General features: G+C 70.3%; 21 protein-coding genes, 1 tRNA gene and 2 pseudogenes. 11 read left to right on the forward strand and 13 right to left on the reverse strand.

All coding sequences use genetic code 11. The annotated features are described in order from the left end of the window. Positions 1-437, forward strand: a pseudogene (locus tag AC27LF_RS39795) (AIPR family protein); the annotation flags it as partial. A gap of 671 nt (positions 438-1,108) precedes the next feature. Here the strand turns inward: AC27LF_RS39795 and AC27LF_RS39800 are convergent. Further along, the gene (locus AC27LF_RS39800) at positions 1,109-1,444 is read right to left on the reverse strand and encodes a hypothetical protein (RefSeq protein ID WP_479661262.1); all 336 of its coding nucleotides are present in this window, start codon (positions 1,442-1,444) and stop codon (positions 1,109-1,111) included. A 278-nt stretch (positions 1,445-1,722) separates the two neighbouring features. Here AC27LF_RS39800 and AC27LF_RS39805 point away from each other — a divergent pair. Then, positions 1,723-2,950 (forward strand): annotated as a pseudogene (locus AC27LF_RS39805) (site-specific integrase). 83 nt (positions 2,951-3,033) lie between these two features. On the opposite strand, the gene AC27LF_RS39810 reads toward AC27LF_RS39805, so the two are convergent. From AC27LF_RS39810 to AC27LF_RS39820, 3 genes are all read right to left on the reverse strand, one after another. Continuing rightward, a tRNA-Pro gene (locus tag AC27LF_RS39810) sits at positions 3,034-3,107 on the reverse strand. Positions 3,108-3,139: 32 nt separating this feature from the next. Next, complete coding sequence (locus AC27LF_RS39815) at positions 3,140-3,931, reverse strand: Pr6Pr family membrane protein (protein WP_479661263.1); 792 nt, start codon at positions 3,929-3,931, stop codon at positions 3,140-3,142. Positions 3,932-4,141: 210 nt separating this feature from the next. Continuing rightward, entirely contained in the window at positions 4,142-5,068 is a 927-nt protein-coding gene (locus tag AC27LF_RS39820; protein WP_479661264.1) for a metallophosphoesterase, read from the reverse strand. A 95-nt stretch (positions 5,069-5,163) separates the two neighbouring features. On the opposite strand from AC27LF_RS39820, the gene AC27LF_RS39825 reads away from it, so the two are divergent. Further along, positions 5,164-5,631 (forward strand): GatB/YqeY domain-containing protein, encoded by a 468-nt coding sequence (locus tag AC27LF_RS39825; RefSeq protein ID WP_479661265.1) that lies wholly within the window; start codon positions 5,164-5,166, stop codon positions 5,629-5,631. Positions 5,632-6,702: 1,071 nt separating this feature from the next. Here the strand turns inward: AC27LF_RS39825 and AC27LF_RS39830 are convergent. Beyond that, positions 6,703-8,985, reverse strand: a complete 2,283-nt coding sequence (locus tag AC27LF_RS39830) for a transglycosylase domain-containing protein (RefSeq protein WP_479661266.1) — start codon at positions 8,983-8,985, stop codon at positions 6,703-6,705. 440 nt (positions 8,986-9,425) lie between these two features. On the opposite strand from AC27LF_RS39830, the gene wblA reads away from it, so the two are divergent. After that, on the forward strand, positions 9,426-9,764 hold the full coding sequence (gene wblA, locus AC27LF_RS39835) for a transcriptional regulator WblA (RefSeq protein ID WP_388715710.1): 339 nt from the start codon (positions 9,426-9,428) through the stop codon (positions 9,762-9,764). Positions 9,765-9,802: 38 nt separating this feature from the next. Here the strand turns inward: wblA and bagB are convergent, their stop codons facing one another. Further along, entirely contained in the window at positions 9,803-11,182 is a 1,380-nt protein-coding gene (bagB, locus tag AC27LF_RS39840; RefSeq protein WP_479661267.1) for an ATPase BagB, read from the reverse strand. Continuing rightward, a complete protein-coding gene (bagA, locus tag AC27LF_RS39845) occupies positions 11,179-12,156 on the reverse strand; it encodes an ATPase BagA (protein ID WP_479661268.1) in 978 nt (325 codons plus the stop codon). The genes bagB and bagA overlap by 4 nt, the downstream gene beginning before the upstream one ends. Before the next feature lie 71 nt (positions 12,157-12,227). On the opposite strand from bagA, the gene sp36 reads away from it, so the two are divergent. The 4 genes from sp36 to AC27LF_RS39865 are packed head-to-tail and all read left to right on the forward strand — an operon-like array spanning position 12,228 to position 14,621. Next, complete coding sequence (sp36, locus tag AC27LF_RS39850) at positions 12,228-12,386, forward strand: Sp36 family protein (protein ID WP_003991873.1); 159 nt, start codon at positions 12,228-12,230, stop codon at positions 12,384-12,386. After that, complete coding sequence (locus tag AC27LF_RS39855) at positions 12,386-12,850, forward strand: RidA family protein (RefSeq protein ID WP_479661269.1); 465 nt, start codon at positions 12,386-12,388, stop codon at positions 12,848-12,850. The genes sp36 and AC27LF_RS39855 overlap by 1 nt, the downstream gene beginning before the upstream one ends. 56 nt (positions 12,851-12,906) lie before the next feature. Beyond that, on the forward strand, positions 12,907-13,794 hold the full coding sequence (locus tag AC27LF_RS39860) for an NUDIX hydrolase (RefSeq protein WP_479661270.1): 888 nt from the start codon (positions 12,907-12,909) through the stop codon (positions 13,792-13,794). Then, entirely contained in the window at positions 13,791-14,621 is an 831-nt protein-coding gene (locus AC27LF_RS39865; RefSeq protein ID WP_479661271.1) for an MBL fold metallo-hydrolase, read from the forward strand. Before AC27LF_RS39860 ends, AC27LF_RS39865 begins: the two co-directional genes overlap by 4 nt. Before the next feature lie 467 nt (positions 14,622-15,088). On the opposite strand, the gene AC27LF_RS39870 is transcribed toward AC27LF_RS39865, so the two are convergent. Then, the gene (locus AC27LF_RS39870; protein ID WP_023547771.1) at positions 15,089-15,763 is read right to left on the reverse strand and encodes a Crp/Fnr family transcriptional regulator; all 675 of its coding nucleotides are present in this window, start codon (positions 15,761-15,763) and stop codon (positions 15,089-15,091) included. A 344-nt stretch (positions 15,764-16,107) separates the two neighbouring features. Between AC27LF_RS39870 and nth the strand changes: the two genes are divergently transcribed. From nth to AC27LF_RS39885, 3 genes are all read left to right on the forward strand, one after another. Further along, positions 16,108-17,136, forward strand: a complete 1,029-nt coding sequence (gene nth, locus AC27LF_RS39875) for an endonuclease III (RefSeq protein ID WP_479661300.1) — start codon at positions 16,108-16,110, stop codon at positions 17,134-17,136. Between the two features lie 232 nt (positions 17,137-17,368). After that, positions 17,369-18,031 (forward strand): NUDIX hydrolase, encoded by a 663-nt coding sequence (locus AC27LF_RS39880; RefSeq protein WP_479661301.1) that lies wholly within the window; start codon positions 17,369-17,371, stop codon positions 18,029-18,031. 96 nt (positions 18,032-18,127) lie between these two features. Next, complete coding sequence (locus AC27LF_RS39885) at positions 18,128-19,327, forward strand: MarP family serine protease (RefSeq protein WP_479661272.1); 1,200 nt, start codon at positions 18,128-18,130, stop codon at positions 19,325-19,327. An 18-nt stretch (positions 19,328-19,345) separates the two neighbouring features. Here the strand turns inward: AC27LF_RS39885 and AC27LF_RS39890 are convergent, their stop codons facing one another. From AC27LF_RS39890 to acs, 5 genes are all read right to left on the reverse strand, one after another. Continuing rightward, positions 19,346-19,525 carry a hypothetical protein gene (locus AC27LF_RS39890; protein ID WP_479661273.1) on the reverse strand — a complete coding sequence of 60 codons (180 nt, stop codon included), beginning with the start codon at positions 19,523-19,525 and terminating at the stop codon, positions 19,346-19,348. Positions 19,526-19,652: 127 nt separating this feature from the next. Beyond that, the gene (locus AC27LF_RS39895) at positions 19,653-20,576 is read right to left on the reverse strand and encodes an alpha/beta fold hydrolase (RefSeq protein WP_479661274.1); all 924 of its coding nucleotides are present in this window, start codon (positions 20,574-20,576) and stop codon (positions 19,653-19,655) included. Then, complete coding sequence (locus AC27LF_RS39900) at positions 20,573-21,061, reverse strand: phage holin family protein (RefSeq protein WP_479661275.1); 489 nt, start codon at positions 21,059-21,061, stop codon at positions 20,573-20,575. Before AC27LF_RS39900 ends, AC27LF_RS39895 begins: the two co-directional genes overlap by 4 nt. A 90-nt stretch (positions 21,062-21,151) precedes the next feature. After that, positions 21,152-22,588 carry a Na+/H+ antiporter NhaA gene (nhaA, locus tag AC27LF_RS39905; protein WP_479661302.1) on the reverse strand — a complete coding sequence of 479 codons (1,437 nt, stop codon included), beginning with the start codon at positions 22,586-22,588 and terminating at the stop codon, positions 21,152-21,154. 216 nt (positions 22,589-22,804) lie between these two features. Continuing rightward, positions 22,805-24,760, reverse strand: coding sequence for an acetate--CoA ligase (gene acs, locus AC27LF_RS39910; RefSeq protein WP_479661276.1), 1,956 nt, complete (start codon positions 24,758-24,760; stop codon positions 22,805-22,807). Positions 24,761-25,104: the final 344 nt, after the last annotated feature.

Consider the following 25,104-nt stretch of genomic DNA (forward strand, 5'->3'; position numbering starts at 1 on the left):
TGCTGCGTGACGCCGAACGGGAAGGGGTCATCCCCGACCTGCCAGCCATCTACAAGGCCACAAAGGAGAGCAAGCGCAAGCCACGCCGCCCCAACGCTGTGCCCACCCTCGTGGACCACGCGAAGATCAGGAACGGGACACCAGTCCACCTACGTCTGTGGAACAAACCCGAGATCGATGCGCTCACCCCCTGGCTAGCCGAGGACCCCCGACGCGGTGAGGCAACCTGGGTGAACGACCGTACGCGGTGCCTAGTGTGGGCGGTAGACGGGCGTGCATACTCGCCGACGCGGCTGGTCCTGAACCTCTACGAGCTCGCCGGCTGGGAGGAAGCGCCTGTGGCGGTCCAGGGCCCCGCACGCTGGACTCTGGACGGTGGCGCAACCCTCTCAGAACTGGCACGGACACTGCTCGACGAGCAGGCCGAACAGGAATGAGTGCGGGCAACGCCGCAACACAGGCTGAGGAACACCGGCTCACTCACCCACGGCAAGGGGTCGAAAAGCGTTTCACAAGGCGGCGTCAGGCCCCTTCCCTGATCACGTAAACGTCATGTTGTCACGGAAAGCACCTGCTGCTGTCCCGTGGCGGTCGCCCGTCACAACTGACTTTGGCGAGACGGCTCGAGGTCGACTCATCGGTGGGACTGCTTGAGGCTGAGGGCCTGGAGGGCGAGGGTACGCATCATCCAGGCGGTATGGCCGTGCGGGTCTGGCGTCCAACCCCGCAGGCGAGGCCACCGTACGGTGCGTGGCGACCGACCGGACCACAGCCGGGACCGCTCGGTCGACGGCAAGGGACGGCTTCCACGGCGTCGTCGCCTGGACGACACCTTCCTTCCGCTCGTAGCAGCCAGTCTTCACTTGGCCGGCGCCCACGCGAGTTTCAGTAGGCCGGGTCCCGCAGTGATGCACCTCGCGACCAGTCGCATCGTCGCCGGTGAGACCTTGTCCGCCGTCCGGCCGCGGCGCCGCCGAACTCGCTACTAGGGAAGTTTCTCGCCGCCCCGGTTGGTTGTCCTACGAGCGTGGACCGTGACCGTGACGAAATCCCGCCCAGCCCCGAAGAGCAGCCCCATCCTCGCTCAGGACACCGGTATCCGCCCAGGTCAGTCGGCCTGCGCGGGCAGTTTCACCCCCAGTTCCTGAGTGAACGCCTCGATCTCGGCCAGCGCCCGCCTCAGGTCGTCGGTGACGGAGACCGTCAGTTGCTCGATGGAGGGTGACTCCCCGGCCTCGGAGGCGGAGGGGTCGAGCAGGCCAATGTCGAGACTCACCCTCTCGTCGGCGAGCAGTTCGCTGGCGTCGAAGGGGCGGAAGACGTCGGGCTGCCGATCCTTGCGGCTCTGGCGGTGCGGGTCGTCGGCGGGGAAGGCCCGGTGCTCGAAGTCGGCGAGGTGCTTGGCCTTCAGCGGGCGCTGTTTGAGAGTAAAGTTGCTGCCCATGCGTAGGCCGTAGACCCACAGCTGGCCGGTGTTCGGTGGGTCGTCGTCCTCGCGGTGGTCGGGGACCGCGTCGAAGAAGCGGCATCCCTTCGAGCATTCTGCGCCCCTTGTCGAGGGCGACCTCGACTTGCCGGCGGTCCCCGAGCCGTGCCCACGCCTTGGCTTCCTGCGCTGCGAGTTGAACGGCCACCCCGTGATGCTTCGCCCCTTCAAGCCCGGCCTGCGACGCCGCGATGACGCCGCGGTAGTCGCCGGTCGTGAGGGTGAACCAAGCCCGCATCTCGTGTGCCCACCCGGCCACCTCAGCGTGGTCGAAGCGCGCCCAGAGGGCCGGCCACGGCGCGGACACGATCTATTGGGACCCCGTCAAGAAGAGTTATGTGGGGGCCGTCTCCCCGGGGTACGCCCCGAACGGCAAGCGCCGTCGGCCGAAGGTGTACGGCAAGACGAAAACCGAAGTGCGCCAGAAGATCCGGGACTTGAAGAAGGAGGTGCAGACCGGAGTCAAGGCTCCGGCCCACTACACCGTGGCCGACGCGGTGAACGACTGGTTGGAGCGCGGCCTGAAGGGGCGCGACGAGAAGGGCACCATCGGCAAGAACCGCTCGATGGCGAACAAGCACCTGATCCCGTTTATCGGCAAGGCCAAGCTGAAGGAACTCAGCGCGGACGATGTCGACGACTGGTTGGACGACAGGGCCGAATTCCTCGCGACGCGGAGCCTGCGTGACCTGCTCGCCATCCTGCGCCGCTCCATCGCGCACGCTCAGCGCAGGGACAAGGCCGCGCGGAACGTCGCCCTACTTGTCACCGCGCCGGAGGGGCGCCCCGGCCGTCCGAGCAAGGCACTCAACTTGGAGCAGGCGAAAGCCGTGCTCGCCGCCGCGCGCCCGTCACGGCTGTACGCCTACCTCGTGCTCTCGCTGCTCAGCGATGTGCGCACGGAAGAGGCGCGGCCCCTCACCTGGGATCACGTCTTCCTTGAGACGAAGGACGGCATCCCGCCGCACGTCGCGGTGTGGCGCTCTGTGCGCAAGCACGGCGAGACGAAGACCCGGAAGAGCCGGCGAACCATCGCTCTCCCGAAGCAGGTGGTCGACGTCCTCGAAGAGCACCTGAGGTGGCAGAATTAAGGAACGTGCCTCACGAGGGATGGAGTGGAGCCCGGCCGGTCGCGTCTTCACCACCCGTACCGGCGAGCCGCTCGACGCGGCCAACGTCCGGCGTGACTTCAAAGCCATCGTTCGAAAGGCCGACCTAAAGCCGGAGTGGACGCCGCGGGAGCTCCGGCACAGCTTCGTGTCCCTGCTCTCGGACCATGGCATCCCGCTGGAGACCATCGCACTGCTGGTCGGTCACAGCAGCCAGGCGACGACCGAGGCGGTCTACCGCAAACAGCTCCGGCCCGTGATCACGAAGGGAGCCGAAGCGATGGACGACATCTTCACCGATGACCAGCAAGGGGAGGACGCGGAGGAGCAGGAAGAGGGCGACGAGGTAGCCTGATCAACTTCGTTTGGCCCCCTGTTTGGCCCCCCGGGCATGAAAGAGGGCCAATCGCGATCATGCGATTGGCCCTCTGACCAGCGTCGGGGTGGCGGGATTTGAACCCACGACCTCTTCGTCCCGAACGAAGCGCGCTGCCAAGCTGCGCTACACCCCGGTGTCGCTGCTGTCGCGGCGACGTCGTTTACTTTAGCCCACCGGTGGCCGGAGACGAAATCCGGTTTTGGCGCGGCGGCGGACGAGGTTCGGGCGGGTGTGGTCGAGGAGGATCAGGACGATGGCCAGGGCGTAGATGGCGAGGCCGATGAGGAGGGCGTTGGCGAGGGTGCCGCGGTAGCCGTGGTGGCCGGCGTCCAGGAAGGGGTAGAGGTAGCGGCCGGCCGTGCCGGGGATCAGCAGTTCGGCCCTGCCGAGGTAGAAGGCCAGGTAGGCCAGGGGGTAGACGAGCCAGGCGGCGGTCTGGCGGAGGTGCAGGCGGCCGCGGGCGGTGAGCAGGAGCCAGTCCAGGAGCGCCGCGATCGGGGTCGCGGTGTGGAGGAGCTGGAGGGCCGTCCACTGGCCGTGCCACGGGGTCGGCGGTGTGGTCGCGTCCGTCATGGAGAACGGCGGCGTGGTGTGTCCGAGGAGCAGGTGGTAGGCGAGGCCGGCGGTCAGGACGTAGAGCAGTGCGGCTCCTGTGACGATGGCCGGCAGGGGGCGGCGGGCCGCCCACGCGCGGTGGGCCGAGATGACCATGACCAGGGCCAGGAAGGCGTTGCTCTGGACGCTGAAGTAGCTCAGCGCGCGGGTCGGCGAGCCGAGCAGCAGCTCCAGTGCGACGCCCGCGAGGGCCATCAGGGCGACGAGCAGGCGGTACAGCGCCGTCAGCGGGCGGGGGACGGGGGCCATCACTGCGGCGGCGGGGACGTACGAGGGCTTCAGTACGGGCATGCCCGGGACCGCGGGAAGGTCCGGGATCTCCCTGGGTATCGGGGCCGTCATGCCTTCACGCTAAGCAGAATGGGCGAAACGGGCGATATGGGGTGGGCTGGTTGGGTTAATTCCGGAATGGGGGCGGTATTGGGAATGCCCTCGGGCAGGCCGGCGGGTCGGTCCTACGGCCGGTTCCCCTCATCGGTTCCTTGTTGTCGTCCGGTGGGGCTCGGCTCCGTGCTCCCCGCTTCGCCCCGCCTGGCACCAGCTTGCTTTCCGCTACTCCCGTCCCACCAGCGTCAGCAGCGTCGCCTCCGGTGGACACGCGAACCGTACGGGGGTGTAGCGGTTGGTGCCGCAGCCCGCGGAGACGTGCAGATAGGACGTACGGTCCTGCGCCGTGTGCGTGGACAGGCCCTTCACCCGGTCCGCGTCCAGGTCGCAGTTGGTGACCAGGGCGCCGTAGAAGGGGATGCACAGCTGGCCGCCGTGCGTGTGGCCGGCCAGGATCAGGGGGTAGCCGTCCGCCGCGTACGCGTCCAGTACGCGCAGGTACGGAGCGTGCACCACGCCCATCGAGAAGTCCGCGCCGCTCGATGGGCCGCCGGCCACGCGTTCGTAGCGGTCGCGCTTGATGTGCGGGTCGTCCAGGCCCGTCATCTCCACCGAGACGCCCTCGATCTTCAGCACGCCTCTCGTGTTCGTCAGGTTCAGCCAGCCCGCCGCGTCGAAGCCGTCCCGCAGGTCCTCCCACGGGTTGTGGATCGCGCCCACGACCGGCGGGTTGCCGTTCAGGCCGTGGCGGCCGCTCGCCCTCTCCAGCAAGTAGCGGGCGGGGTTGCGGGGTTTGGGGCCGTAGTAGTCGTTGGAGCCGAAGACGTACGCGCCGGGGAACTCCATCAGGGGGCCGAGCGAGTCCAGTACCTCGGGTACGCCCTCCGGGTCGGACAGGTTGTCGCCCGTGTTGATCACGAAGTCGGGGCGCAGGCCGGCCAGCGAGCGCAGCCAGCGCTGCTTCTTGCGCTGGCCGCTCACCATGTGGATGTCGGAGACCTGAAGCACGCGCAGTGGGCGCATGCCCGGGGGCAGGACGGGGACCGTGACTCGGCGGAGCCGGAAGAAACGGGCCTCGAACCCCGCCGCGTAGGCCAGACCGGCGGCGCCGACCGCCATGACTCCCAGGGGTACTCCGTATCGCGCGCGCATACGACCATCGTGTCAGACCCGGGACCCTGTGCCGCGTCCGGCCGCCCCTGAAATCAACGGGCGACCGGGCTCTCGTACCTGCGACAATCGGACCCATGACCACCACGCTCAAGTCGAAGCTGCACGACGACCTCAACGCCGCGATCAAGGAGCGTGACGAACTCCGCTCCTCGACGCTCCGGCTGACGCTCGCCGCGATCACCAAGGAGGAGGTCGCGGGCAAGGAGAAGCGTGAGCTGTCCGACGACGAGGTTCTGAAGGTGATCACCAAAGAGGCCAAGAAGCGCCGGGAGGCGGCGGATGCCTTCGCGCAGGGTGGCCGGGCCGAGCAGGCCGAGCGGGAGAAGGCGGAGGGCGAGGTACTTGCTGCCTACCTGCCCAAGCAGCTGTCCGACGAGGAGCTGAACGCGATCGTCGCCCAGGCCGTGGAAGAGGCGAAGGCGGCCGGTGCGGAGGGGCCGCGGGCCATGGGCGCCGTGATGAAGATCGTGAACCCGAAGGTGGCGGGTCAGGCGGAGGGCGGCCGGGTCGCCGCGGCGGTCAAAAAGCTGCTCCAGGGCTGACCCGGGGCTGTGCCAGCACTGGCCTGGGGTTCTTTTCGGGGCTGGCCTGGGTGTGCCGAGGCTGGCCTGGGGTTCTTTTCGGGGCCGGGCCGGGTGCGCCGGGCTGGCCTGTGTTCTTTTCGGGGCCGGACCGGGGTGGCCACGCGCGCTGGGGCCCGTGAACCCTGGGCTGACGCGGAATTGGCCCGGGGTTCTCGCCGGGTCGGGCCCCCGCACGGGCCCCGCACGGGTGGTCCAGCGGGCTCTCGGCTGGAGGTCGGCCTCGGGCTCTGTCTGGGGCGTGCCCGGGGCGGCCCACCTGCACCGGTGGCCCAGCGGACCCCGAGGTGGACCGCTCGTCCTGGGCGAGCCCGGAAGTCCGGTGCTGAACTGCTCCCGCCAGGCGAGCGCGCCGGCCCCGGCTTGGCCCAGCCGTCCCCTGCCCGCCCCTCCGGCAGGTCGGCCCCTTCGGCCCGGGAGTGGCCCCGGGCCCCACAGCGACCGGCCGTACGGCATTCGACGTGCCCGAGCCGATCCAACCCACCCCCACCTTACGTAACGGGGCCGCACCCAAGTCAGGGTGCGGCGCCGCCGCGTCAGACATCAACCAACGCCCCGAGCCGCCCGGCCTCCCAGCCGAAGCGCCCCGAGCCACCGGCCCGAGCCGAGGCGCCCGTGCCGCCAATCCCTGCGCGAAGCGCCCCGAACCGCCGGCCTTCACCCGAGACACCCGTACTGCGAGTCACTTGCGCGAAGCGCCCGGAGCCACCGGCCTTCCGAAGCGCGCCGAGCCGAGGAGCCCGAGCCGCCCGGCCTCCCAGCCGAAGCGCCCCGAGCCACCGCCCCCGAAGCGCCCGATCCGTCGCCCCTCCGCCCGGTGCGCCGCGGCGCAAGCCCGCTGCCCTCACCGTTCCTCGGGCCCCGGTGTCAAGGCCGCTGCCCTCACCGCCCGGCGCGCCCAAGCACCAGGGCCGTTGCCCCTCCGCCCGGTGCGCCCCGGTGCTAAAGCCGCTGCCGCCCCGCGCCAAAGCCGCTGGCGCCCCGCGCCAAAGCTGTTGCCGCCCTCGCGCTAAGGCCGCTGCGGCTCCCGCGCTAAGGCCGATGCCCCCCGTTTCCGTTTCGGCCTCCGTTGCCCTGGCCCTGGATGAAGTTGCCCGGGAAGGAGATGGTGGGGGCCGGGTTGGCGCCGCCGTTCGCGCCGCCGTCCGTCAGGCCGCCGATGATGCCGCCGTTGTCCCCGCCGCGGTTGTCGCCGTTGCCGTTTCCGTCGCCCCGGTCCCTGCCGTGCCCGTTGCCGTCCCCGTTGTCGTCCGGGATGTCGACGAGGTTGAAGGACTGGACGGGCTTGCCCTGCAGGGCGCCGGTCATGGCGTCCTTCCAGATCGGGCCGGGGACCTCACCGCCGTAGACGAGCGGGCGGTAGACACCGCCGATGGTGATGTTCCGCATCTTGACGTTCTGCTTGGGGCCGCCGACCCAGACCGCGCCGGACATGTTCGGCGTGTAGCCGACGAACCAGGCGTTCTTGCGCTCGTCCGTGGTACCCGTCTTGCCGGCGCTCTCGCGGTCGGTGAGGCCGGCCTGCTGGCCGGTGCCCGAGTCGACCACGCCGCGCAGCAGGGTGTTGACCGTGTCGGCGGTCTGCTCGCTCATCGCGCGCGAGCACGTCGACTTGGGCACCTCAAGGGACTTCCGCTCGTTGCCCACCTTCTGGGTGATCGACTCGATGGCGACCGGCGTGCAGTACATGCCGCGCGAGGCGAAGGAGGCGTACGCGCTCGCCATGGTCAGCGGGGACAGGCCCACCGCGCCGAGCGCGATGGCGGGCTCCTCGGGCAGCTTGTCGCCGTTGCCCTGCACCACGTGCAGCGCGTCGGCCATCTTCATCACCGGGCACAGCCCGATGTCGGCGATCATCTGGACGAAGTAGGTGTTGACCGACTTGGCCATCGCCTCCTTCATCCGGTAGGGGCCGACCTCCGCCTTGTTCTCGTTCTCGGCGGTCGTGTGGTCGTTGTTGACATAGGGCCGGCTGTCGCAGCGCTGGACCGGGCTCGGGTACTCCATCTTGTACGGCGACGGGTACTCCTGCGTCGGGGGCTTGCCGCCCTCGACCGCCGCCGCGGCCACGAACGGCTTGAAGGTCGAACCGGTCGGGAAGCCGAAGTTCGAACCGCCCATGTCGCGGTTGACCGAGTAGTTGTACTCGGTCTCGTCCTTCGCGTAGCCGTACGGCTTCGACTGGCCCATGGCGAGGATCTTGCCCGTGCCGGGCTCGACCAGGGTGGCGGCGGCGGCCACCGAGTCCGACTTGTTGATGTGGTCCTTGAGCGAGGCCTGGACGGAGTCCTGGGCCTGCTGGTCCAGGGTGGTGCGGATCGTCAGGCCGCCGCGGTTCCAGATCTTCGCGCGGGCTTCCTTGGTCTTGCCGAAGACCGGGTCGCTGAGGAAGACGTTCTCGACGTACTTGCAGAAGAAACTGGCGCCCTTGGTCGCGGTGATGCAGCCGTTCTTCGGCTGGCTGACCTTCAGGCCGAGCGGGGCCTGTTTGGCCTTGTCGGCCTCCTGCTGGGAGACGTCGCCGACCTCGGCCATGCGCTGGAGGACCACGTTGCGCCGCTTGGTGGCCTCGGCCTCGTCGTTGACCGGGTCGTAGCGGCTGGGGGACTGCACGATGCCCGCGAGCAGCGCCGATTCCTGGAGGTTGAGGTCCTTGGCGTGCTTGGAGAAGTAACGCTGGGCGGCGGCCTCGACGCCGTAGGCCTGCTGCCCGAAGAACGTGATGTTCAGGTAGTTCTCCAGGATCTTCTTCTTGCCGAGCTTCTCCTCGATCTGGATCGCGTACTTCAGTTCGCGGACCTTGCGGCCCAGTGTCTGCTGGGTGGCCTCGGCGACCTTGGTCGGGTCGTCGCCGGCCTCCTCGATGAAGTAGTTCTTCACCAGCTGCTGGGTGAGCGTGGAGGCGCCCTGGGCGACCCCGCCGCTCTGCGCGTTCTTGTTCAGGGCGCGCAGTACGCCCTTCAGGTCGACCGCGCCGTGCACATAGAAGCGCGAGTCCTCGATCGCGACGATGGCCTTCTGCATGTACGGCGAGATGTCCTTGAGCTCCACCACCGTGCGGTCCCGTGAGTAGACCGTGGCGATCTGCTGACCCTGGCTGTCCAGGATCGTGGTCCGCTGGCTGAGCTGGGGGCTCTTCAGGTTGGCCGGGATCTCGTCGAATCCCTGCACCGAGCCCTTGGCCGCGAGGCCGAGCGCGCCCGCCGCGGGCAGCGCGATGCCGGCCATGACGGCTCCTGCGAGGACACTGACACCGAGGAACTTGGCGGCCTGCTGCGTTGGCGACAGACCACCGCCCGAGCGCTTCTTTGGCATAGGGGCAGCCTACGTTCTCATTCGCCGGACACGCGTATATGCCTTGGCCTAAGCTGCTCTCAACTGTCACAGTAGCGCGGTCACCTATCAATACGTCCGGCGACCCCGAATCGTTCCGGATCTTCCCGGCTTTCTCCGACGGGTTCCTCCGTCGGGCATGTCGGGGTGTGTTGGAGGCGTGTCCGAATCCGCCTCGTGTGTCACGCGGCGTCCGTTGTGGCGCACCATAACTGTCCCGCTTTGCCGGGATGATCACGCATGTCACCAGCTCACTCCCGCGGGTGATCTGCCGCTTACCCATAGTCCGTTCGGGCCATTCAAGATTGGGCCCGACGGGGGTGTTGCGCTGTGCCCGCCTTCCGTAACGTCCTCAACTGGCTGCGGTGAATATGCCGCTGCCGCCGTGGGGGAGCCTCGATTCGGGAGAGGACGGCGCCGGTATGGGCTGGGTAACCGACTGGAGTGCGCAGGCCGCCTGCCGCACTACCGATCCGGATGAACTGTTCGTTCAGGGAGCAGCGCAGAACAGAGCCAAGGCAGTGTGCACCGGATGCCCGGTACGCACCGAATGCCTGGCCGATGCGCTGGACAATCGCGTGGAATTCGGTGTGTGGGGAGGCATGACGGAGCGCGAGCGCCGCGCACTGCTGCGCAGGCGCCCCACCGTGACCTCCTGGCGCAGGCTCCTGGAGACCGCGCGTTCGGAGTACGAACGAGGGGCCGGGATCGTGCCCCTCGACGACGACGAGGTGTACGAGAACTACGCGGCGGTCAGCTGAGACGTCGTCCTCTCTCATGCGTGAGAGGACGTCCCCTCTCACGCATCGGTACGCGTTTCGGGCAGCTCCGGCCGTTTGGCCGCGAGCCGGTCGCCGATGTCCCGCAGCCCCGCGAGGTCATGCACATCACCGGGGAGCGCGGCCACTTCCACCACGGCCACCTCGGGATGGCGCGCGGTGAAGCGGTCACGCGTGCGCTGCTCGCGGGAGAGCAACTGCATACGGTCGGCGTGCAGCCTCAGCAGACCTGCGGTCAGCTGGTCGACATCCGGGTCCGTGCCCGGGGAGCGCGGCTCGGACGCGGAGGAAGCAGCGGGGGATTCTGAACTGTCAGACGGCTCGGGAGAGTTACGAAGTCCAGCTTTCCCCTCCCCCTGATCCACAATGCCGGGCTCCTCAAGATTTTCCGCGGCGGCGAGCGCCCGCTCGGCCGACAGCCGGTCGGCGCCGCTGCCGTGGACGCGGTTGAGCACCAGGCCGACCAGCGGCATGTCCTCGGCGGCCAGCCGCTCCACGAAGTAGGCGGCCTCGCGCAGTGCGTCCCGCTCCGGGGCCGCCACCACCAAGAACGCCGTGCCGGGCGCCTGGAGCAGTTTGTACGTGGCGTCCGCGCGGGTACGGAAGCCGCCGAAGGTGGTGTCCATCGCGGCCACGAACGTCTGTACGTCCTTCAGCAGCTGACCGCCCAACAGCTTGCCCAGGGTGCCGGTCATCATCGACATCCCCGCGTTCAGGAACTTCATCCCCGCCCAGCCGCCCAGCTTCGCCGGCGCGGTCAGCAGCCGGATCAGCCGCCCGTCCAGGAAGGAACCGAGCCGCTTGGGCGCGTCCAGGAAGTCCAGCGCGGAGCGGGACGGCGGGGTGTCGACCACGATGAGGTCCCACTCGTCCTTCGCCCGCAGCTGGCCCAGCTTCTCCATCGCCATGTACTCCTGCGTGCCCGCGAAGCCCGCCGAGAGCGACTGGTAGAAGGGGTTGGCCAGGATCGCGGCGGCCCGCTCCGGATCCGCGTGCGCCTCGACGACCTCGTCGAAGGTGCGCTTCATGTCGAGCATCATGGCGTGCAGCTCCCCGCCCGCCCGTCGCCCGCCGCCGTCCCCGGCCGGATCGCCGCCCGAGGCGCCTGCTCGGTCCTCGGTGCCCTTCACCCGGCGCGGCACATTGTCCAGCGAGTCGATGCCCATCGACTGGGCCAGCCGGCGCGCCGGGTCGATGGTGAGCACGACCACTTTCCGGCCGCGCTCGGCGGCCCGCAGCCCCAGGGCAGCCGCGGTCGTGGTCTTGCCGACCCCGCCCGAACCGCAGCACACCACGATCCGGGTATCGGGATCGTCGAGCAGCGGATCGATGTCGAGCACGCGCGCGGGGGAGAGACGATGGCGTGCGGTGTCCTGTGCGTGGGCCGGGTCCGGACTCATGTCATCCCCTGTTCGCGCAGCTCGGTGGCGAGTTCGTACAGGCCCGCGAGGTCCATGCCCTCGGCGAGCAGCGGCAGTTCGTGCAGCGGCAGCTCCAGCTCACCCAGGACCGCACGCTGCTCCTGCTCCAACGCGTACCGCTCGGCGTACTCCGCGGCCTGCTCAAGGAGCGGGTCCACCAGCCGCTCGGCGTTCCCGCCGCGCCGCGCCCCGCCCAGCCCGGCGGCGGACAGCGCACGGGCCACGGCGGTGCGCGACACGGTGCCCACGAGGTCGAGGTCGGCCGCGTCCAGCACCTCCGGCCGCACCATGTTCACGATGACCCGGCCCACCGGCAGCCGGGCCGCCCGCAGTTCGGCGATGCCGTCCGCGGTCTCCTGGACCGGCATCTCCTCCAGCAGGGTGACCAGATGCACGGCGGTCTCGGGGGACTTCAGCACCCGCATCACGGCCTGCGCCTGATTGTGTATCGGGCCGATCTTCGCCAGGCCCGCGACCTCGTCGTTCACATTCAGGAAACGGGTGATGCGCCCCGTCGGCGGCGCGTCCATGACGACGTAGTCGTACACGAACCGGCCGTTCCTGTCCTTGCGGCGTACCGCCTCGCACGCCTTGCCGGTCAGCAGGACGTCCCTGAGGCCCGGGGCGATGGTGGTGGCGAAGTCGATCGCGCCGAGCTTCTTCAGGGCGCGGCCCGCGCTGCCCAGCTTGTAGAACATCTGGAGGTAGTCCAGAAGAGCCAGTTCGGGATCGATGGCGAGGGCGTACACCTCGCCGCCCCCCGGAGCGACGGCGATCTTCCGCTCCTCGTAGGGCAGCGCCTCCGTCTCGAAGAGCTGTGCGATGCCCTGCCTGCCCTCGACCTCCACGAGAAGCGTCCGCTTCCCCTCGGTGGCGAGAGCCAGCGCGAGAGCCGCGGCGACCGTGGTCTTTCCGGTCCCGCCCTTGCCGCTGACGACCTGGAGCCTGCTCACGTCTTCGAGACTAACCAGTCCGCCGTCGGGCTACGCGGGAGGCTGTGGATAACAGCGGATACAGTCGCCGCATGACCAAGTGGGAATACGCAACCGTGCCGCTGCTCGTCCATGCCACGAAGCAGATTCTGGACACCTGGGGCGAGGACGGCTGGGAGCTCGTCCAGGTCGTGCCCGGGCCGAACAACCCCGAGCAGCTGGTGGCCTACCTGAAGCGGGAGAAGCAGTGATGGGCGCCGTCGAGACGAGGCTCGCCGAACTCGGTCTGACCCTGCCGGAGGTCGTGCCCCCGCTGGCCGCCTACCAGCCGGCCGTCCAGACCGGCGCGTACGTCTACACCTCGGGCCAGCTGCCGATGGTGGAGGGCAAGCTGCCGGTCACCGGCAAGGTGGGCGCCGAGGTCACCGCCGAGGAGGCCAAGGAACTGGCGCGCACCTGCGCGCTCAACGCCCTGGCCGCCGTCAAGTCCGTCACGGGCGATCTGGACCGCATCGCGCGCGTGGTGAAGGTCGTCGGCTTCGTGGCCTCGGCCGCGGACTTCACGGGCCAGCCCGGTGTCGTCAACGGCGCCAGCGAACTGCTCGCCGAGGTCCTGGGCGAGAAGGGCGTGCACGCGCGCAGTGCGGTCGGCGTCGCCGTGCTGCCGCTGGACGCCCCGGTGGAGGTGGAGGTCCAGGTCGAACTGGTGCCGTGAGGCCCCGGCCCCGGGCGCCTCTCGAACATTCGCGCACATCGGGATAGCCTCCGCCCATGGCGAACGGGCAGTGGTACCCACAGGAGTGGCCGGACCGCATCCGCGCGCTCTCGGAAGGCACCCTCACACCGGTGCCGGCCAGGCGCGCGGCCACGGTGCTGCTCCTGAAGGACACCCCGCACGGCCCCGCCGTCCACATGCTGCGCAGACGCGCCTCCATGGCCTTCGCCGGAGGCGCGTACGCGTATCCCGGCGGCGGCGTCGACCCCCGCGACGACGACCACCAGGTCCGCTGGGCGGGCCCCACGCGCGCGTGGTGGGCCGAACGGCTGGGCGTCGACGAGACGGGGGCACAGGCGATCGTCTGCGCCGCCGTACGGGAGACGTACGAGGAGGCGGGCGTCCTGCTGGCCGGGCCGACGGCCGCGTCGGTGGCCGGTGACACCACCGGCGAGGACTGGGAGGCGGGCCGGGCGGCCCTGGTCGCCCGCGAGCTGTCCTTCGCCGAGTTCCTGGACCGCCGCGGACTGGTGCTGCGCTCCGACCTGCTGGCCGCCTGGACCCGTTGGATCACTCCGGAGTTCGAGTCCCGCCGCTACGACACCTGGTTCTTCGTGGCCGTGCTCCCCACGGGCCAGCGCACCCGCAACGCCTCCACGGAGGCCGACCGCACGGTGTGGATCCGGCCCGCCGAGGCCGCGGCCGGGTACGACAGGGGCGAGCTGCTGATGATGCCGCCCACCATCGCGACCCTGCGGCAGCTGTCGTCGTACGCAACCGCGGCCGAGGCGCTGGCCGCCGCGCCCGCGCGCGACATGACGCCCGTGCTGGCCCGCGCGCGCCTGGTCGACGGCGGGATCGTGCTGGCCTGGCCGGGCCATGACGAGTTCACCAAGCACATCCCTACCGCACCGACCGCCCCCACCGGTGGAGGCCCCGCATGACGGACGCAGCAGCCCTGCCCGGCCAGCCCCGGGGCAAGGCCCTGTCGGGCCCGGCCACGGCGCGGGCCGTCAACGTGCTCGCGCCCAACGCCTCCGCCATGACCCTGGACGGCACCAACACCTGGATCGTCTCGGAGCCCGACTCCGACCTGGCCGTGGTCATCGACCCGGGCCCGCTGGACGACGACCACCTCCGCACGGTCGTGGACACGGCCGAGAAGGCGGGCAGACGCGTCGCGCTGACCCTGCTCACGCACGGCCATCCCGACCACGCGGAGGGGGCCGCCCGGTTCGCCGAACTGACCCGCACCAAGGTGCGTGCGCTGGACCCGGCGCTCCGGCTCGGCGACGAGGGGCTGGGCGCGGGTGACGTGGTCACCACCGGCGGCCTGGAGCTGCGGGTCGTACCCACCCCGGGCCACACCGCGGACTCGCTGTGCTTCCACCTCCCGGCCGACGGGGCGGTGCTCACCGGGGACACCGTCCTCGGCCGCGGCACGACGGTCGTGGCGCACCCCGACGGCCGCCTGGGCGACTATCTGGACTCCCTGCGCCGGCTGAGGTCCCTCACGGTCGACGACGGCGTCCACACCGTGCTGCCGGGCCACGGCCCGGTCCTGGAGGACGCCCAGGGCGCCGTCGAGTTCTATCTCGCCCACCGCGCGCATCGGCTCGCCCAGATCGAGACGGCCGTCGAGGACGGCTACCGCACCCCGGCCGAGGTCGTGGCCCACGTCTACGCCGACGTGGACCGCTCCCTGTGGCCCGCGGCGGAACTGTCGGTGAGGGCCCAGCTGGAGTACCTCGGCGAACACGGACTGATCTGATCGAACGGGGGCGGCCGCCGGGCGCCGGGCGGGGCGTCGAGTCGCGTGCGCGGCGGACGGGCGTCGGGTTGTGCGGGCGTCGGCCTGGGCGGCGGGCCGGGCTGACCCGCTCGTCGTCGGGGCGGGGCCGATGGGCTTCACGGTCTGTACGCGCGCGTACTCCACCGTCCCAGGTCATCGAGGTACGCCGATGGAGAAGGGGCCGCCGGCCGGTCCCCCAGCCGTACTCGGCCGCCGTTGACAAGCGGCAAGGCAGGGTTGCAACAGCCAGGCGGACATCGCGCCCCACGCGCGCGTACCGCGTCGGCACGCGCGCGTGGGGGCCGTCGTACGGCTCTCAGGGCGAGGCCCCCACCGGGATCGACCACGGCGCCGGCCTCGCCGTCATCCGAGGCGGCTGCCCCTCAAGGGCCAGCGTCGGGCGGCTGCCCCCGGAGGGTCCGCCTCGGGGCGGCTGCCCCTGAGCGTCAGCGGGAGCGCTTGGCGAGCCGTTCGACGTCCAGCAGGATCACGGCCCGCGCCTCCAGGCGGAGCCACCCGCGCTGGGCGAAGTCGGCGAGCGCCTTGTTCACGGTCTCGCGGGACGCGCCGACCAGCTGGGCCAGCTCCTCCTGCGTGAGGTCGTGGACGACGTGGATGCCCTCCTCGGACTGCACGCCGAAGCGGCGGGAGAGGTCCAGCAGGGCGCGCGCCACACGGCCGGGCACGTCGGAGAAGACGAGGTCCGACATCGCGTCGTTGGTCTTGCGCAGACGGCGGGCGACGGCGCGCAGCAGGGCGCCGGCCACCTCAGGACGCGCGTTCAGCCAGGGCTGGAGGTCGCCGTGGCCGAGACCGAGCAGCTTGACCTCGGTCAGCGCGGTCGCCGTCGCCGTTCGCGGGCCCGGGTCGAACAGCGACAGCTCGCCGATCAGCTCGCTGGGACCGACGACGGCCAGCATGTTCTCGCGGCCGTCGGGTGAGGTGCGGTGCAGCTTGACCTTGCCCTCGGTGACCACGTACAGCCGGTCGCCCGGGTCGCCCTCGTGGAAGAGGGAATCGCCGCGCGCCAGGGTCACCTCACTCATGGAGGCGCGCAGCTCCGCGGCCTGCTCGTCGTCGAGAGCCGCGAAGAGCGGGTTGCGCCGCAGAACGTCGTCCACGAGTTCTCTCCTTGTCGACCTGCTCAAGGGATCTTGCTCCCCCGGTGTACCAGGGGACCGTGCTCCCCATTTTGCCGGACGGTCCAAACAGTGTGATCTGTCACAAGGATGCCGCACAGGTGTCCCGAGGTAAGCGGCAGGGGGCCAATCGGGGGCCGATCCCCGGGGTCCGGGGCGGATGTCGGTGCCGGGGCTTAGGCTGGCCGGGTGTCCAAATCGCCGGTAGAGCACAGGCCGAGGGGGCTGGGCGGGTGGTTGTACGTCGCGATTCCGCTGTGGGCGAACAGGGCCCGAGCGGTGGTAGTAAAAAGGTGAAATCGGCAGAAAAGGTGCCGACGAAGAAGATGGCTCCGGCGCCCGCGAACGAGGCGGAGGCCGCGAACAAGACGGCCCCGGCGAAGAAGGCGGCACCCGTGAAGTCGACGGCCGTCAAGAAGGCGGCAGAGAAGGCGGCCGCCGCGAAGCCGGCCGCCGCCAAGAAGACACCCGTCAGGAAAGTGGCTGCCAAGAAGGCAGCCGCCAAGAAGGCGGCAGCCGGAGCGTCTGGTGCCGAGAAGGCCGTGAAGGCCGTGAAGGCCGCCGTCGCGAAGCCCCCGAAGAACGAGTCGCGTGCCGCGCTCGTCCGCCGGGCCCGCCGGATCAACCGCGAACTCGCCGAGGTGTACCCGTACGCCCACCCCGAGCTGGACTTCGAGAACCCCTTCCAGCTGCTGATCGCCACGGTGCTGTCCGCCCAGACCACCGACCTCAGGGTCAACCAGACCACCCCGACGCTCTTCGCCAAGTACCCCTCGCCCGAGGACCTGGCCGCAGCCAACCCGGAGGAGGTCGAGGAGATCCTGCGTCCGTGCGGCTTCTTCCGGGCCAAGACGAAGTCGGTCATAGGGCTGTCCAAGGCGCTGACCGAGCAGTTCGGCGGCGAGGTCCCCGGCCGCCTGGAAGACCTCGTGAAGCTGCCCGGAGTGGGCCGCAAGACCGCCTTCGTGGTCCTCGGCAACGCCTTCGGTCGCCCCGGGATCACCGTGGACACCCACTTTCAGCGGCTGGTGCGGCGCTGGCAGTGGACCGAGGAGACGGACCCCGACAAGATCGAGGCGGCCGTCGGCGCGCTGTTCCCGAAGAACGAGTGGACCGACCTCTCGCACCACGTGATCTGGCACGGCCGCCGCATCTGCCACTCCCGCAAGCCCGCCTGCGGCGCCTGCCCCATCGCCCCGCTCTGCCCGGCGTACGGCGAGGGCGAGACCGACCCGGAGAAGGCGAAGAAGCTGCTGAAGTACGAGAAGGGCGGCTTCCCCGGCCAGCGCCTCAAGCCGCCGCAGGCCTACCTCGACGCGGGTGGCAGGCCGGCGCCGCCGCTGGGGGCCGGGTGAGGGGCCGGTCAACCTGGCTTGACCGGTTGGAACGATCCCGGCCCCGCAGGGCGTTGGACTCGGCAGAACGGGGGTGGTCATGACGCACATCAGCGGGACGCACACCGGCGGTCCGCATGCGAGCGACGCGGAGGCGGGCACCGCGGCCACGAGCACCGCGCGCGCGAACGGGACGCATGCCGACGCCGCGCACGCGAAGAGCCCGCACCCGTGCAGTACGCGGACCGGACCGGTGTCGCTCAGCAAGGAGGGGCTTCCCGGCTGGCTGGACCCGGTGGTGCACGCGGCGGAGACGGTCGAGCCGCTGCAGCTCAGCCGCTTTCTGCCGCCGAAGAACGGGGCGGGACGGCAGTCGGCCGTGCTGATCCTGTTCGGCGAGGGCGAGCGCGGCCCCGAGCTGCTTCTCATGGAGCGGGCGGGCTCCCTTCGCTCGCACGCCGGCCAGCCCGCCTTCCCCGGTGGCGCCCTCGACCCCGAGGACGGCGACCCGACGGCCGACGGGCCGCTGCGGGCCGCTCTCCGCGAGGCCGAGGAGGAGACCGGGCTCGACCCCCGCGGCGTACAGCTCTTCGGCGTGCTGCCCAAGCTGTACATCCCGGTCAGCGGCTTCGTCGTGACGCCGGTCCTCGGCTGGTGGCGCGAGCCGAGCCCGGTCGGCGTCGTCGACCCGAACGAGACCGCGCGGGTCTTCACCGTCCCCGTGGCGGATCTCACGGACCCGGTCAACAGAGCCACCGCCGTGCACCCCCGCGGCCACCGAGGTCCGGCATTCCTGGTCGAATCGGCGCTGGTGTGGGGCTTCACGGCGGGGATCATCGACCGCCTGCTGCACTACGCGGGCTGGGAGCGCCCGTGGGACGGAGACAGGCAGGTCCCGCTCGACTGGCGGTCATGACAGGGTGGCGTCCGTGCTGTGTATTCCCGGGGGGCTCCCCTCGGCACTCCGGCCTGGCCGGTCGGACCGGAGCGTGACGAGGCGAGGCCTGAACAAGTGAATGTGCTGGACATCCTGCTGCTGATCGCCGCCGTGTGGTTCGCGATCGTGGGCTACCGCCAGGGCTTCGTCGTCGGCATCCTGTCGGTGATCGGCTTCCTCGGCGGCGGGCTCGTCGCGGTCTATGTGCTGCCCGTGATCTGGGACGCCCTCACCGACAACGCGGAGGTCAACACGACCGCCGCCGTCGTCGCGGTGATCGTCGTCATCGTCTGCGCCTCAGTCGGGCAGGCACTGACCACCCACCTCGGCAACAAGCTGCGCCGGCACATCACGTGGTCACCGGCTCGTGCCCTGGACGCGACGGGCGGCGCGCTGGTCAATGTCGTGGCGATGCTGCTGGTCGCCTGGCTGATCGGTTCGGCGCTCGCCGGTACGACACTGCCGACCCTGGGCAAGGAGGTCCGCGGCTCCAAGGTGCTGCTCGGGGTCTCCCGGGCGCTGCCCACGCAGGCCGACACCTGGTTCGCGGACTTCTCCTCGGTCCTCGCGCAGAACGGCTTCCCGCAGGTCTTCAGCCCGTTCTCGAACGAGCCGATCACCGACGTCCAGCCGCCCGACCCGGCGCTGGCGGGCAGCGCCGTGGCCATCCGCGCCCAGAAATCCATCGTGAAGGTCATGGGCACCGCCCAGAAGTGCGGCAAGGTCCTGGAGGGCACCGGCTTCGCCTTCGCCGACCGTCGCATCATGACCAACGCGCACGTGGTCGGCGGCGTGGACGAGCCCACCGTGCAGATAGGCGGGGTCGGCCGCAGGTACGACGCGAAGGTCGTCCTCTACGACTGGCGGCGCGACATCGCCGTACTCGACGTACCGGACCTCAGGGCGCCCGCCCTGCGGTTCACGTCGCAGGACGCGGCGAGCGGCGACAGCGCGATCGTCGCGGGTTTCCCGGAGAACGGGGCCTATGACGTCCGTGCCGCACGTGTGCGCGGCCGCATCACGGCCAACGGCCCGGACATCTACCACCGCGGCACCGTCCGCCGCGACGTCTACTCCCTGTACGCGACCGTCCGCCAGGGCAACTCCGGTGGCCCGCTGCTCACGCCCGACGGCAAGGTGTACGGCGTGGTGTTCGCGAAGTCCCTCGACGACGCCGCGACCGGGTACGCGCTCACGGCCGACGAGATCCAGCAGGACATCGCCCGGGGACGTACGGCGAACGAGCAGGTGGGGACCGACAACTGCGCCCTGTAGGGCGGCCCGGCGAGGTGCTCAGCCGCGGGCGTGACGCAGGCGTACCGAGACCCAGCGGGCCCGGCGGCGCAGGATGCGCGGGATTCCCACGCGCAGGTCCGTGTCCGGCGTCTGTGGCGTGCCCGGCCGATGGGAATTCAGGCCACTGGCCGAGCGGCGGTTGCGGGGTGCGTCACTGTAGTCGTGCGTCCAGCCCATACCCGGACCTCTGCCCCTGCCCCAAGGTCGATAACCGCCCCGAGGCCCCTCAATTGGCCTATGCGCCGGGCATGTGGCCGTTCGTACGACAGATGTTCCCGTCCGGATACCGGGCGCATCGGCGCGGTCACCGATCGGGTTCGGGGTCTTTCAGCCAGTTGACGAGTTCGGCGGAGAAGGCGACCGGGTCCTCCTCGTGGGGGAAGTGCCCCAGCCCGTCGAACAGTCGCCAGCGGTAGGGCGCTTCGACGTACTCGCCCGAGCCGGCCGCGCTGCGCGTGCGCATCACGGGGTCGAGCGAGCCGTGCAGATGCAGCGTGGGCACGCGCACCGGCCGCTTCATACGGCGGTTGAACTGGATGCCGTCCGGGCGGACCAGGGACCGCACCATCCAGCGGTACGGCTCGATCGCGCAGTGCGCGGTCGACGGGATGCACATCGCGCGCTGATACGTCTCCACCGTGTGCTCGTCCGGCAGCTGGGGCCCGGACCAGTCCTGGATGAGCCGGCCCACGAGCGCGCCGTCGTCGGCGGTGAGCTGCCGCTCGGGCACCCATGGCCGCTGGAAGCCCCAGATGTAGGAGCCGGCGACCGTCTGCCTGGCGTCCCGCAGCATCGCGGCGCGCCAGCGTCGCGGGTGCGGCATCGAGACGACCGCGAGGCGCCGGACGAGCTTGGGGCGCATCGCGGCGGCCGTCCACGCCAGATAGCCGCCGAGGTCATGGCCGACCAGCGCGGCGTCCGGCTCGCCCAGGGAGCGGATCACTCCGGTGACGTCGAGGGCGAGGTTGGCGGGGTCGTAGCCGCGCGGGGTGCGGTCGCTGCCGCCCACGCCCCGCAGATCCATGGCGACGGCCCGGAAGCCCGCGTCGGCGAGTGTGACCAGTTGCCGCCGCCAGGTCCACCAGAACTGCGGGAAGCCGTGCAGCAGCAGCACCAGCGGGCCGTCGCCCAGCTCCGCCATGTGGAAGCGGGCGCCGTTGGCTGCGACGTCCCGGTGTGTCCAGGGGCCTTCGATCCGTACGGCCGGGGGAGCGGCGGGGTCCGTCATGACGACGAGCGTGCCACAGCCTCGATGGCTTCGGGCGCACGATCCCGCGACAGCTCCGGGCGCGGGTGCGGCTTGGCCTTCTGCAGGACGCCCGCCGACTCCTTCATGGACGCGGCCACCTTCTGCGGCCCCTTGCCCTTCTTGGCCTTCTGCGCGAAGTACAGGCCGATCAGCCCGAGGACGCCGGTGACCAGGACGTTCGCCGCGAAGGACAGCACGAAGCAGACGGCGAGGTTCAAGCCGCTCCAGGTCCGAATGCCGTAGGCGAGGGCGAAGTTGAGCATGGGCAGGGAGAACAGCAGGATCAGGCCGGCCACCGTGAAGACGCCGCCGCTCACCGCGCCCCGCTTGACGTCCTGCCTGAGCTGGGCCTTGGCCAGCGCGATCTCGTCGTGCACCAGTGCCGACATCTCGCTGGTCGCCGAGGCGACCAGCTGGCCGATGCTCCGTTCGGCGCCGACCGGGCTGCCGTCGGGTGCGCTCATCGCGGTCTCCCTCTTCTGCGTACGCCGTGCGTACGGATCCGTCTTCTGCCTGACTGCGTACGGTCCCGTAATTTGTACCGTCTCGTCAGATCATGCCGGACGGTCGTTCTCCTCGCCTGCCCCGCCCGGCACTTCGGCAAGCCCGTCGCGTGCGTCGGCCTTCGCCCGGGCCAGTCGGCGGTGTTCGGCGGCCTTGCGCTCGTAGATGTCCGCCATGCGCAGGTGGTAGGCCGGATCGTCCTCCTCGTAGACGTCCGGGATGCCGTCGCTGTCCTCGTCGCGTTCCTCCTCCGCGCACAGGCGGCGGTACTTGGCGTTGCGTATCTTCAGCAGGACCGTCGCGCACAGGGCCGCGAGGAGCGAGCCGGTCAGTACGGCCGCCTTGACCTCGTCGGTCAGCACCGCGTCGCCGACGAAGGCGAGTTCGCCGATCAGCAGCGACACGGTGAAGCCGATGCCGGCGAGGGTCGCGAGCGCGAACACGTCGGGCCAGGCGAGGTCGTCGCTGAGCGAGGCCCGGGTGAAGCGGGCCATGAGCCAGGTGCCGCCGAAGATGCCGACCGTCTTGCCGACGAACAGGCCGAGTACGACGCCGAGGGTCTCCGGCTGTGTGAACACGTCCCCGAGCGCCCTCGCGGAGATGGACACGCCGGCGCTGAACAGCGCGAACAGCGGCACGGCGAGCCCCGCCGACAGCGGGCGCACAAGGTGCTCGATCCGCTCACCGGGCGAGCGTTCTTCACCCTTGTGGGTGGTGCAGCGGACCATCAGGCCCATCGCCACGCCGGCGATGGTGGCGTGGACGCCGCTGTTGTACATCAGCGCCCAGATGACGAGTGCGAGCGGTAGGTACACGTACCAGCCGCGCACGCCCTTGCGCAGCAGTACCCAGAAGACGACGAGACCGGCCGCGGCGCCGCCGAGCGCGGCGAAGTCGAGCCGGTTCGTGAAGAAGACGGCGATGATCAGGATCGCGAACAGGTCGTCCACGACGGCGAGCGTCAGCAGGAAGGCGCGCAGCGCGCTCGGCAGGGAGGTGCCGATGACCGCCAGTACGGCCAGCGCGAAGGCGATGTCGGTGGCGGTCGGCACGGCCCAGCCGTCGGTGGAGCCGCCGCCGACGAGATTGGTCAGGGTGTAGACGAGGGCCGGTACGGCCATCCCGCACAGTGCAGCCACGACCGGGAGGACGGCGGCCTTCGGATCGCGCAGGTCACCGGCGACGAGCTCACGCTTCAGTTCGATCCCGGCGACGAAGAAGAAGACGGCCAGCAGCCCGTCGGCCGCCCAGTGCTCGACGGACAGGTTCAGACCGACGGCGGCGGGGCCCAGGTGGAAGTGGCCGACGCTCTCGTAGCTGTGCCCGAAAGCGGGTACGTTCGCCCAGATCAGCGCGGCGACGGCGGCGACGAGCAGCAGCACGCCGCCGACCGTCTCGGTGCGCAGCGCGTCCGCGACGAACCTCCGCTCGGGCAGTGAGAGCCTGCCGAGAACCTTGCGAGCGGTGGTGGTGCGGGGCGCGGTCACAGTGAAGACCTCCTGGTCGGCGGGCATGGCAGAGCACATGCCGACCAGACTTCCCGGCACACCTTGTGGATCTTGTTGTTCTTCGTGGATCTTGTTGTTGCTTCGACGCTTTCCCTATTTTACCCAACCCGTCAGGGGGGTCCTCGGCGCGTTCTGCGCACAGCTGTGCGCAGAAGGGACGCCCCGGTGTCAGGGCGTCCCCTCCGGCGGCCCCGCTCAGTCCTCGCTCGGCGCCGCCGGGAGCTTCGCCTGGATGAGGTCCATGACCGTCGAGTCCGTCAGCGTGGTGACGTCACCGAGCTGGCGGTTCTCCGCGACGTCGCGCAGCAGACGGCGCATGATCTTTCCGGAGCGGGTCTTCGGCAGCTCCGCCACCGGCAGGATCCGCTTCGGCTTGGCGATGGGTCCGAGCGCGGCGCCGACGTGGTTGCGCAGCTCGCCGACCAGACCGTCGTCCTCGGACGCCGTACCCCGCAGGATCACGAAGGCGACGATCGCCTGCCCCGTCGTCTCGTCCGCCGCGCCGACGACGGCCGCCTCGGCGACCGACGGGTGCGAGACCAGCGCGGACTCCACCTCGGTCGTCGAGATGTTGTGGCCGGACACCAGCATCACGTCGTCCACGCGGCCGAGGAGCCAGATGTCCCCGTCCTCGTCCTTCTTCGCCCCGTCGCCCGCGAAGTACTTGCCCTCGAACCGCGACCAGTAGGTGTCGAGGAACCGCTGGTCGTCGCCCCAGATGGTGCGCAGCATCGACGGCCACGGCTCGGTGAGGACGAGGTAGCCACCGCCGCCGTCGGGCACCTCGTTCGCCTCGTCGTCGACGACCGTGGCGGAGATGCCGGGCAGCGGCCGCTGCGCGGAGCCCGGCTTGGCCTCGGTCACGCCGGGCAGCGGCGAGATCATCATCGCGCCGGTCTCGGTCTGCCACCAGGTGTCCACGACCGGGGTGCGGTCCGCGCCGATGTGCTTGCGGTACCAGATCCACGCCTCGGGGTTGATCGGCTCACCGACCGACCCCAGCACGCGCAGGCTGCTGAGATCGAACTTCGCGGGGATGTCGTCGCCCCACTTCATGAACGTGCGGATGGCGGTGGGCGCCGTGTACAGGATCGTCACCCCGTACTTCTGCACGATCTCCCAGAAGCGGCCCTGGTGCGGGGTGTCCGGCGTGCCCTCGTACATGACCTGGGTGGCGCCGTTGGCCAGCGGCCCGTAGACGATGTAGGAGTGCCCGGTGACCCAGCCGACGTCCGCCGTGCACCAGTACACGTCCGTCTCCGGCTTGAGGTCGAAGACGGCGTGATGGGTGTACGCCACCTGGGTGAGGTAGCCGCCGGAGGTGTGCAGGATGCCCTTCGGCTTACCCGTCGTACCGGACGTGTAGAGGATGAACAGCGGGTGCTCCGCCTCGAACGGCTCCGGCGTGTGCTCGGCGGACTGCCGCTCCACGATCTCGTGCCACCACACGTCCCGCTCGTCGTGCCAGGCGACCTCCTGGCCGGTACGGCGCACGACCAGCACGTGGTCCACGTTGTCCACGCGCGTGATCGCCTCGTCCACCGCCGGCTTGAGCGCGGACGGCTTGCCGCGCCGCCAGCCGCCGTCGGAGGTGACGACCACCTTGGCGTCGGCGTCCTTGATGCGCGTGGCGAGCGCGTCCGCCGAGAATCCGCCGAAGACGACCGAGTGCGCTGCGCCGATACGGGCCGCGGCCAGCATCGCGATCGCCGTCTCCGGGATCATCGGCATGTAGATCGCGACCCGGTCACCGGCGCGGACCCCCAACTCCAGCAGCGCGTTGGCGGCCCTGGAGACCTCGTCCTTCAGCTCGGCGTAGGTGATGGCGCGGCTGTCGCCGGGCTCGCCCTCGAAGTGAATGGCGACCCGGTCGCCAAGCCCGGCCTCGACATGCCGGTCCACGCAGTTGTACGCGACGTTGAGCCGACCGTCCTTGAACCACTTGGCGAACGGCGGGTTCGACCAGTCCAGCGTCTCCGTCGGCTCCTCGGCCCAGGTGAGCCGGCGGGCCTGCTCGGCCCAGAAGCCGAGCCTGTCAGCCTTGGCCTGTTCGTACGCCTCTGCCGTGACGTTGGCGTGCGCGGCCAGGTCAGCGGGCGGCGCGAAGCGTCGCTCCTCCTTCAAGAGGTTGGCCAGGCTTTCGTTGCTCACGACATCTCCCTTTCGAAGGGTGTCCGTTGTGTCCCAGGCCACAGCTCATCAGACCCAGGGGGCCGATGACAAGGGTCGACCGTGAAGTGGTTTAGACCTCTGTGCGGGACGCGGCTACTTCTACCCACGGACGCCGACCGCCCCGAGTTCACGCCCACGGCACCGAGTGCCCGCCGCCGAAGACTACGCGCTTTGCCGGATGTGCCGCGCTGTGCCGTCGGTTGTCTGCGGCGGCGTGGTGACTGGTCGTGCTCGCGCGGCGGAGCCGCATAGCGATACAGCCCCGCGCTCCTTCGGGGGCGCTGACCGGAGCTTGCTCGGCCCGGAGGGCATCGGACCGGTGG

The sequence above is a fragment of the Streptomyces diversicolor genome (assembly GCF_057537855.1).

What these genes read in the sequence shown, in the direction of transcription:
- AC27LF_RS39815 (WP_479661263.1), bottom strand. Translation starts at nt 3,931, where the DNA reads ATGACGGCCCCGATACCCAGGGAGATCCCGGACCTTCCCGCGGTCCCG.
- AC27LF_RS39855 (WP_479661269.1), top strand. Translation starts at nt 12,386, where the DNA reads ATGGGCGCCGTCGAGACGAGGCTCGCCGAACTCGGTCTGACCCTGCCG.
- nth (WP_479661300.1), top strand. Translation starts at nt 16,108, where the DNA reads ATGGCTCCGGCGCCCGCGAACGAGGCGGAGGCCGCGAACAAGACGGCC.
- AC27LF_RS39890 (WP_479661273.1), bottom strand. Translation starts at nt 19,525, where the DNA reads ATGGGCTGGACGCACGACTACAGTGACGCACCCCGCAACCGCCGCTCG.
- sp36 (WP_003991873.1), top strand. Translation starts at nt 12,228, where the DNA reads ATGACCAAGTGGGAATACGCAACCGTGCCGCTGCTCGTCCATGCCACG.
- AC27LF_RS39820 (WP_479661264.1), bottom strand. Translation starts at nt 5,068, where the DNA reads ATGCGCGCGCGATACGGAGTACCCCTGGGAGTCATGGCGGTCGGCGCC.
- AC27LF_RS39865 (WP_479661271.1), top strand. Translation starts at nt 13,791, where the DNA reads ATGACGGACGCAGCAGCCCTGCCCGGCCAGCCCCGGGGCAAGGCCCTG.
- AC27LF_RS39860 (WP_479661270.1), top strand. Translation starts at nt 12,907, where the DNA reads ATGGCGAACGGGCAGTGGTACCCACAGGAGTGGCCGGACCGCATCCGC.
- AC27LF_RS39825 (WP_479661265.1), top strand. Translation starts at nt 5,164, where the DNA reads ATGACCACCACGCTCAAGTCGAAGCTGCACGACGACCTCAACGCCGCG.
- AC27LF_RS39900 (WP_479661275.1), bottom strand. Translation starts at nt 21,061, where the DNA reads ATGAGCGCACCCGACGGCAGCCCGGTCGGCGCCGAACGGAGCATCGGC.
- AC27LF_RS39800 (WP_479661262.1), bottom strand. Translation starts at nt 1,444, where the DNA reads ATGGGCAGCAACTTTACTCTCAAACAGCGCCCGCTGAAGGCCAAGCAC.
- bagB (WP_479661267.1), bottom strand. Translation starts at nt 11,182, where the DNA reads ATGAGTCCGGACCCGGCCCACGCACAGGACACCGCACGCCATCGTCTC.
- AC27LF_RS39895 (WP_479661274.1), bottom strand. Translation starts at nt 20,576, where the DNA reads ATGACGGACCCCGCCGCTCCCCCGGCCGTACGGATCGAAGGCCCCTGG.
- wblA (WP_388715710.1), top strand. Translation starts at nt 9,426, where the DNA reads ATGGGCTGGGTAACCGACTGGAGTGCGCAGGCCGCCTGCCGCACTACC.
- AC27LF_RS39830 (WP_479661266.1), bottom strand. Translation starts at nt 8,985, where the DNA reads ATGCCAAAGAAGCGCTCGGGCGGTGGTCTGTCGCCAACGCAGCAGGCC.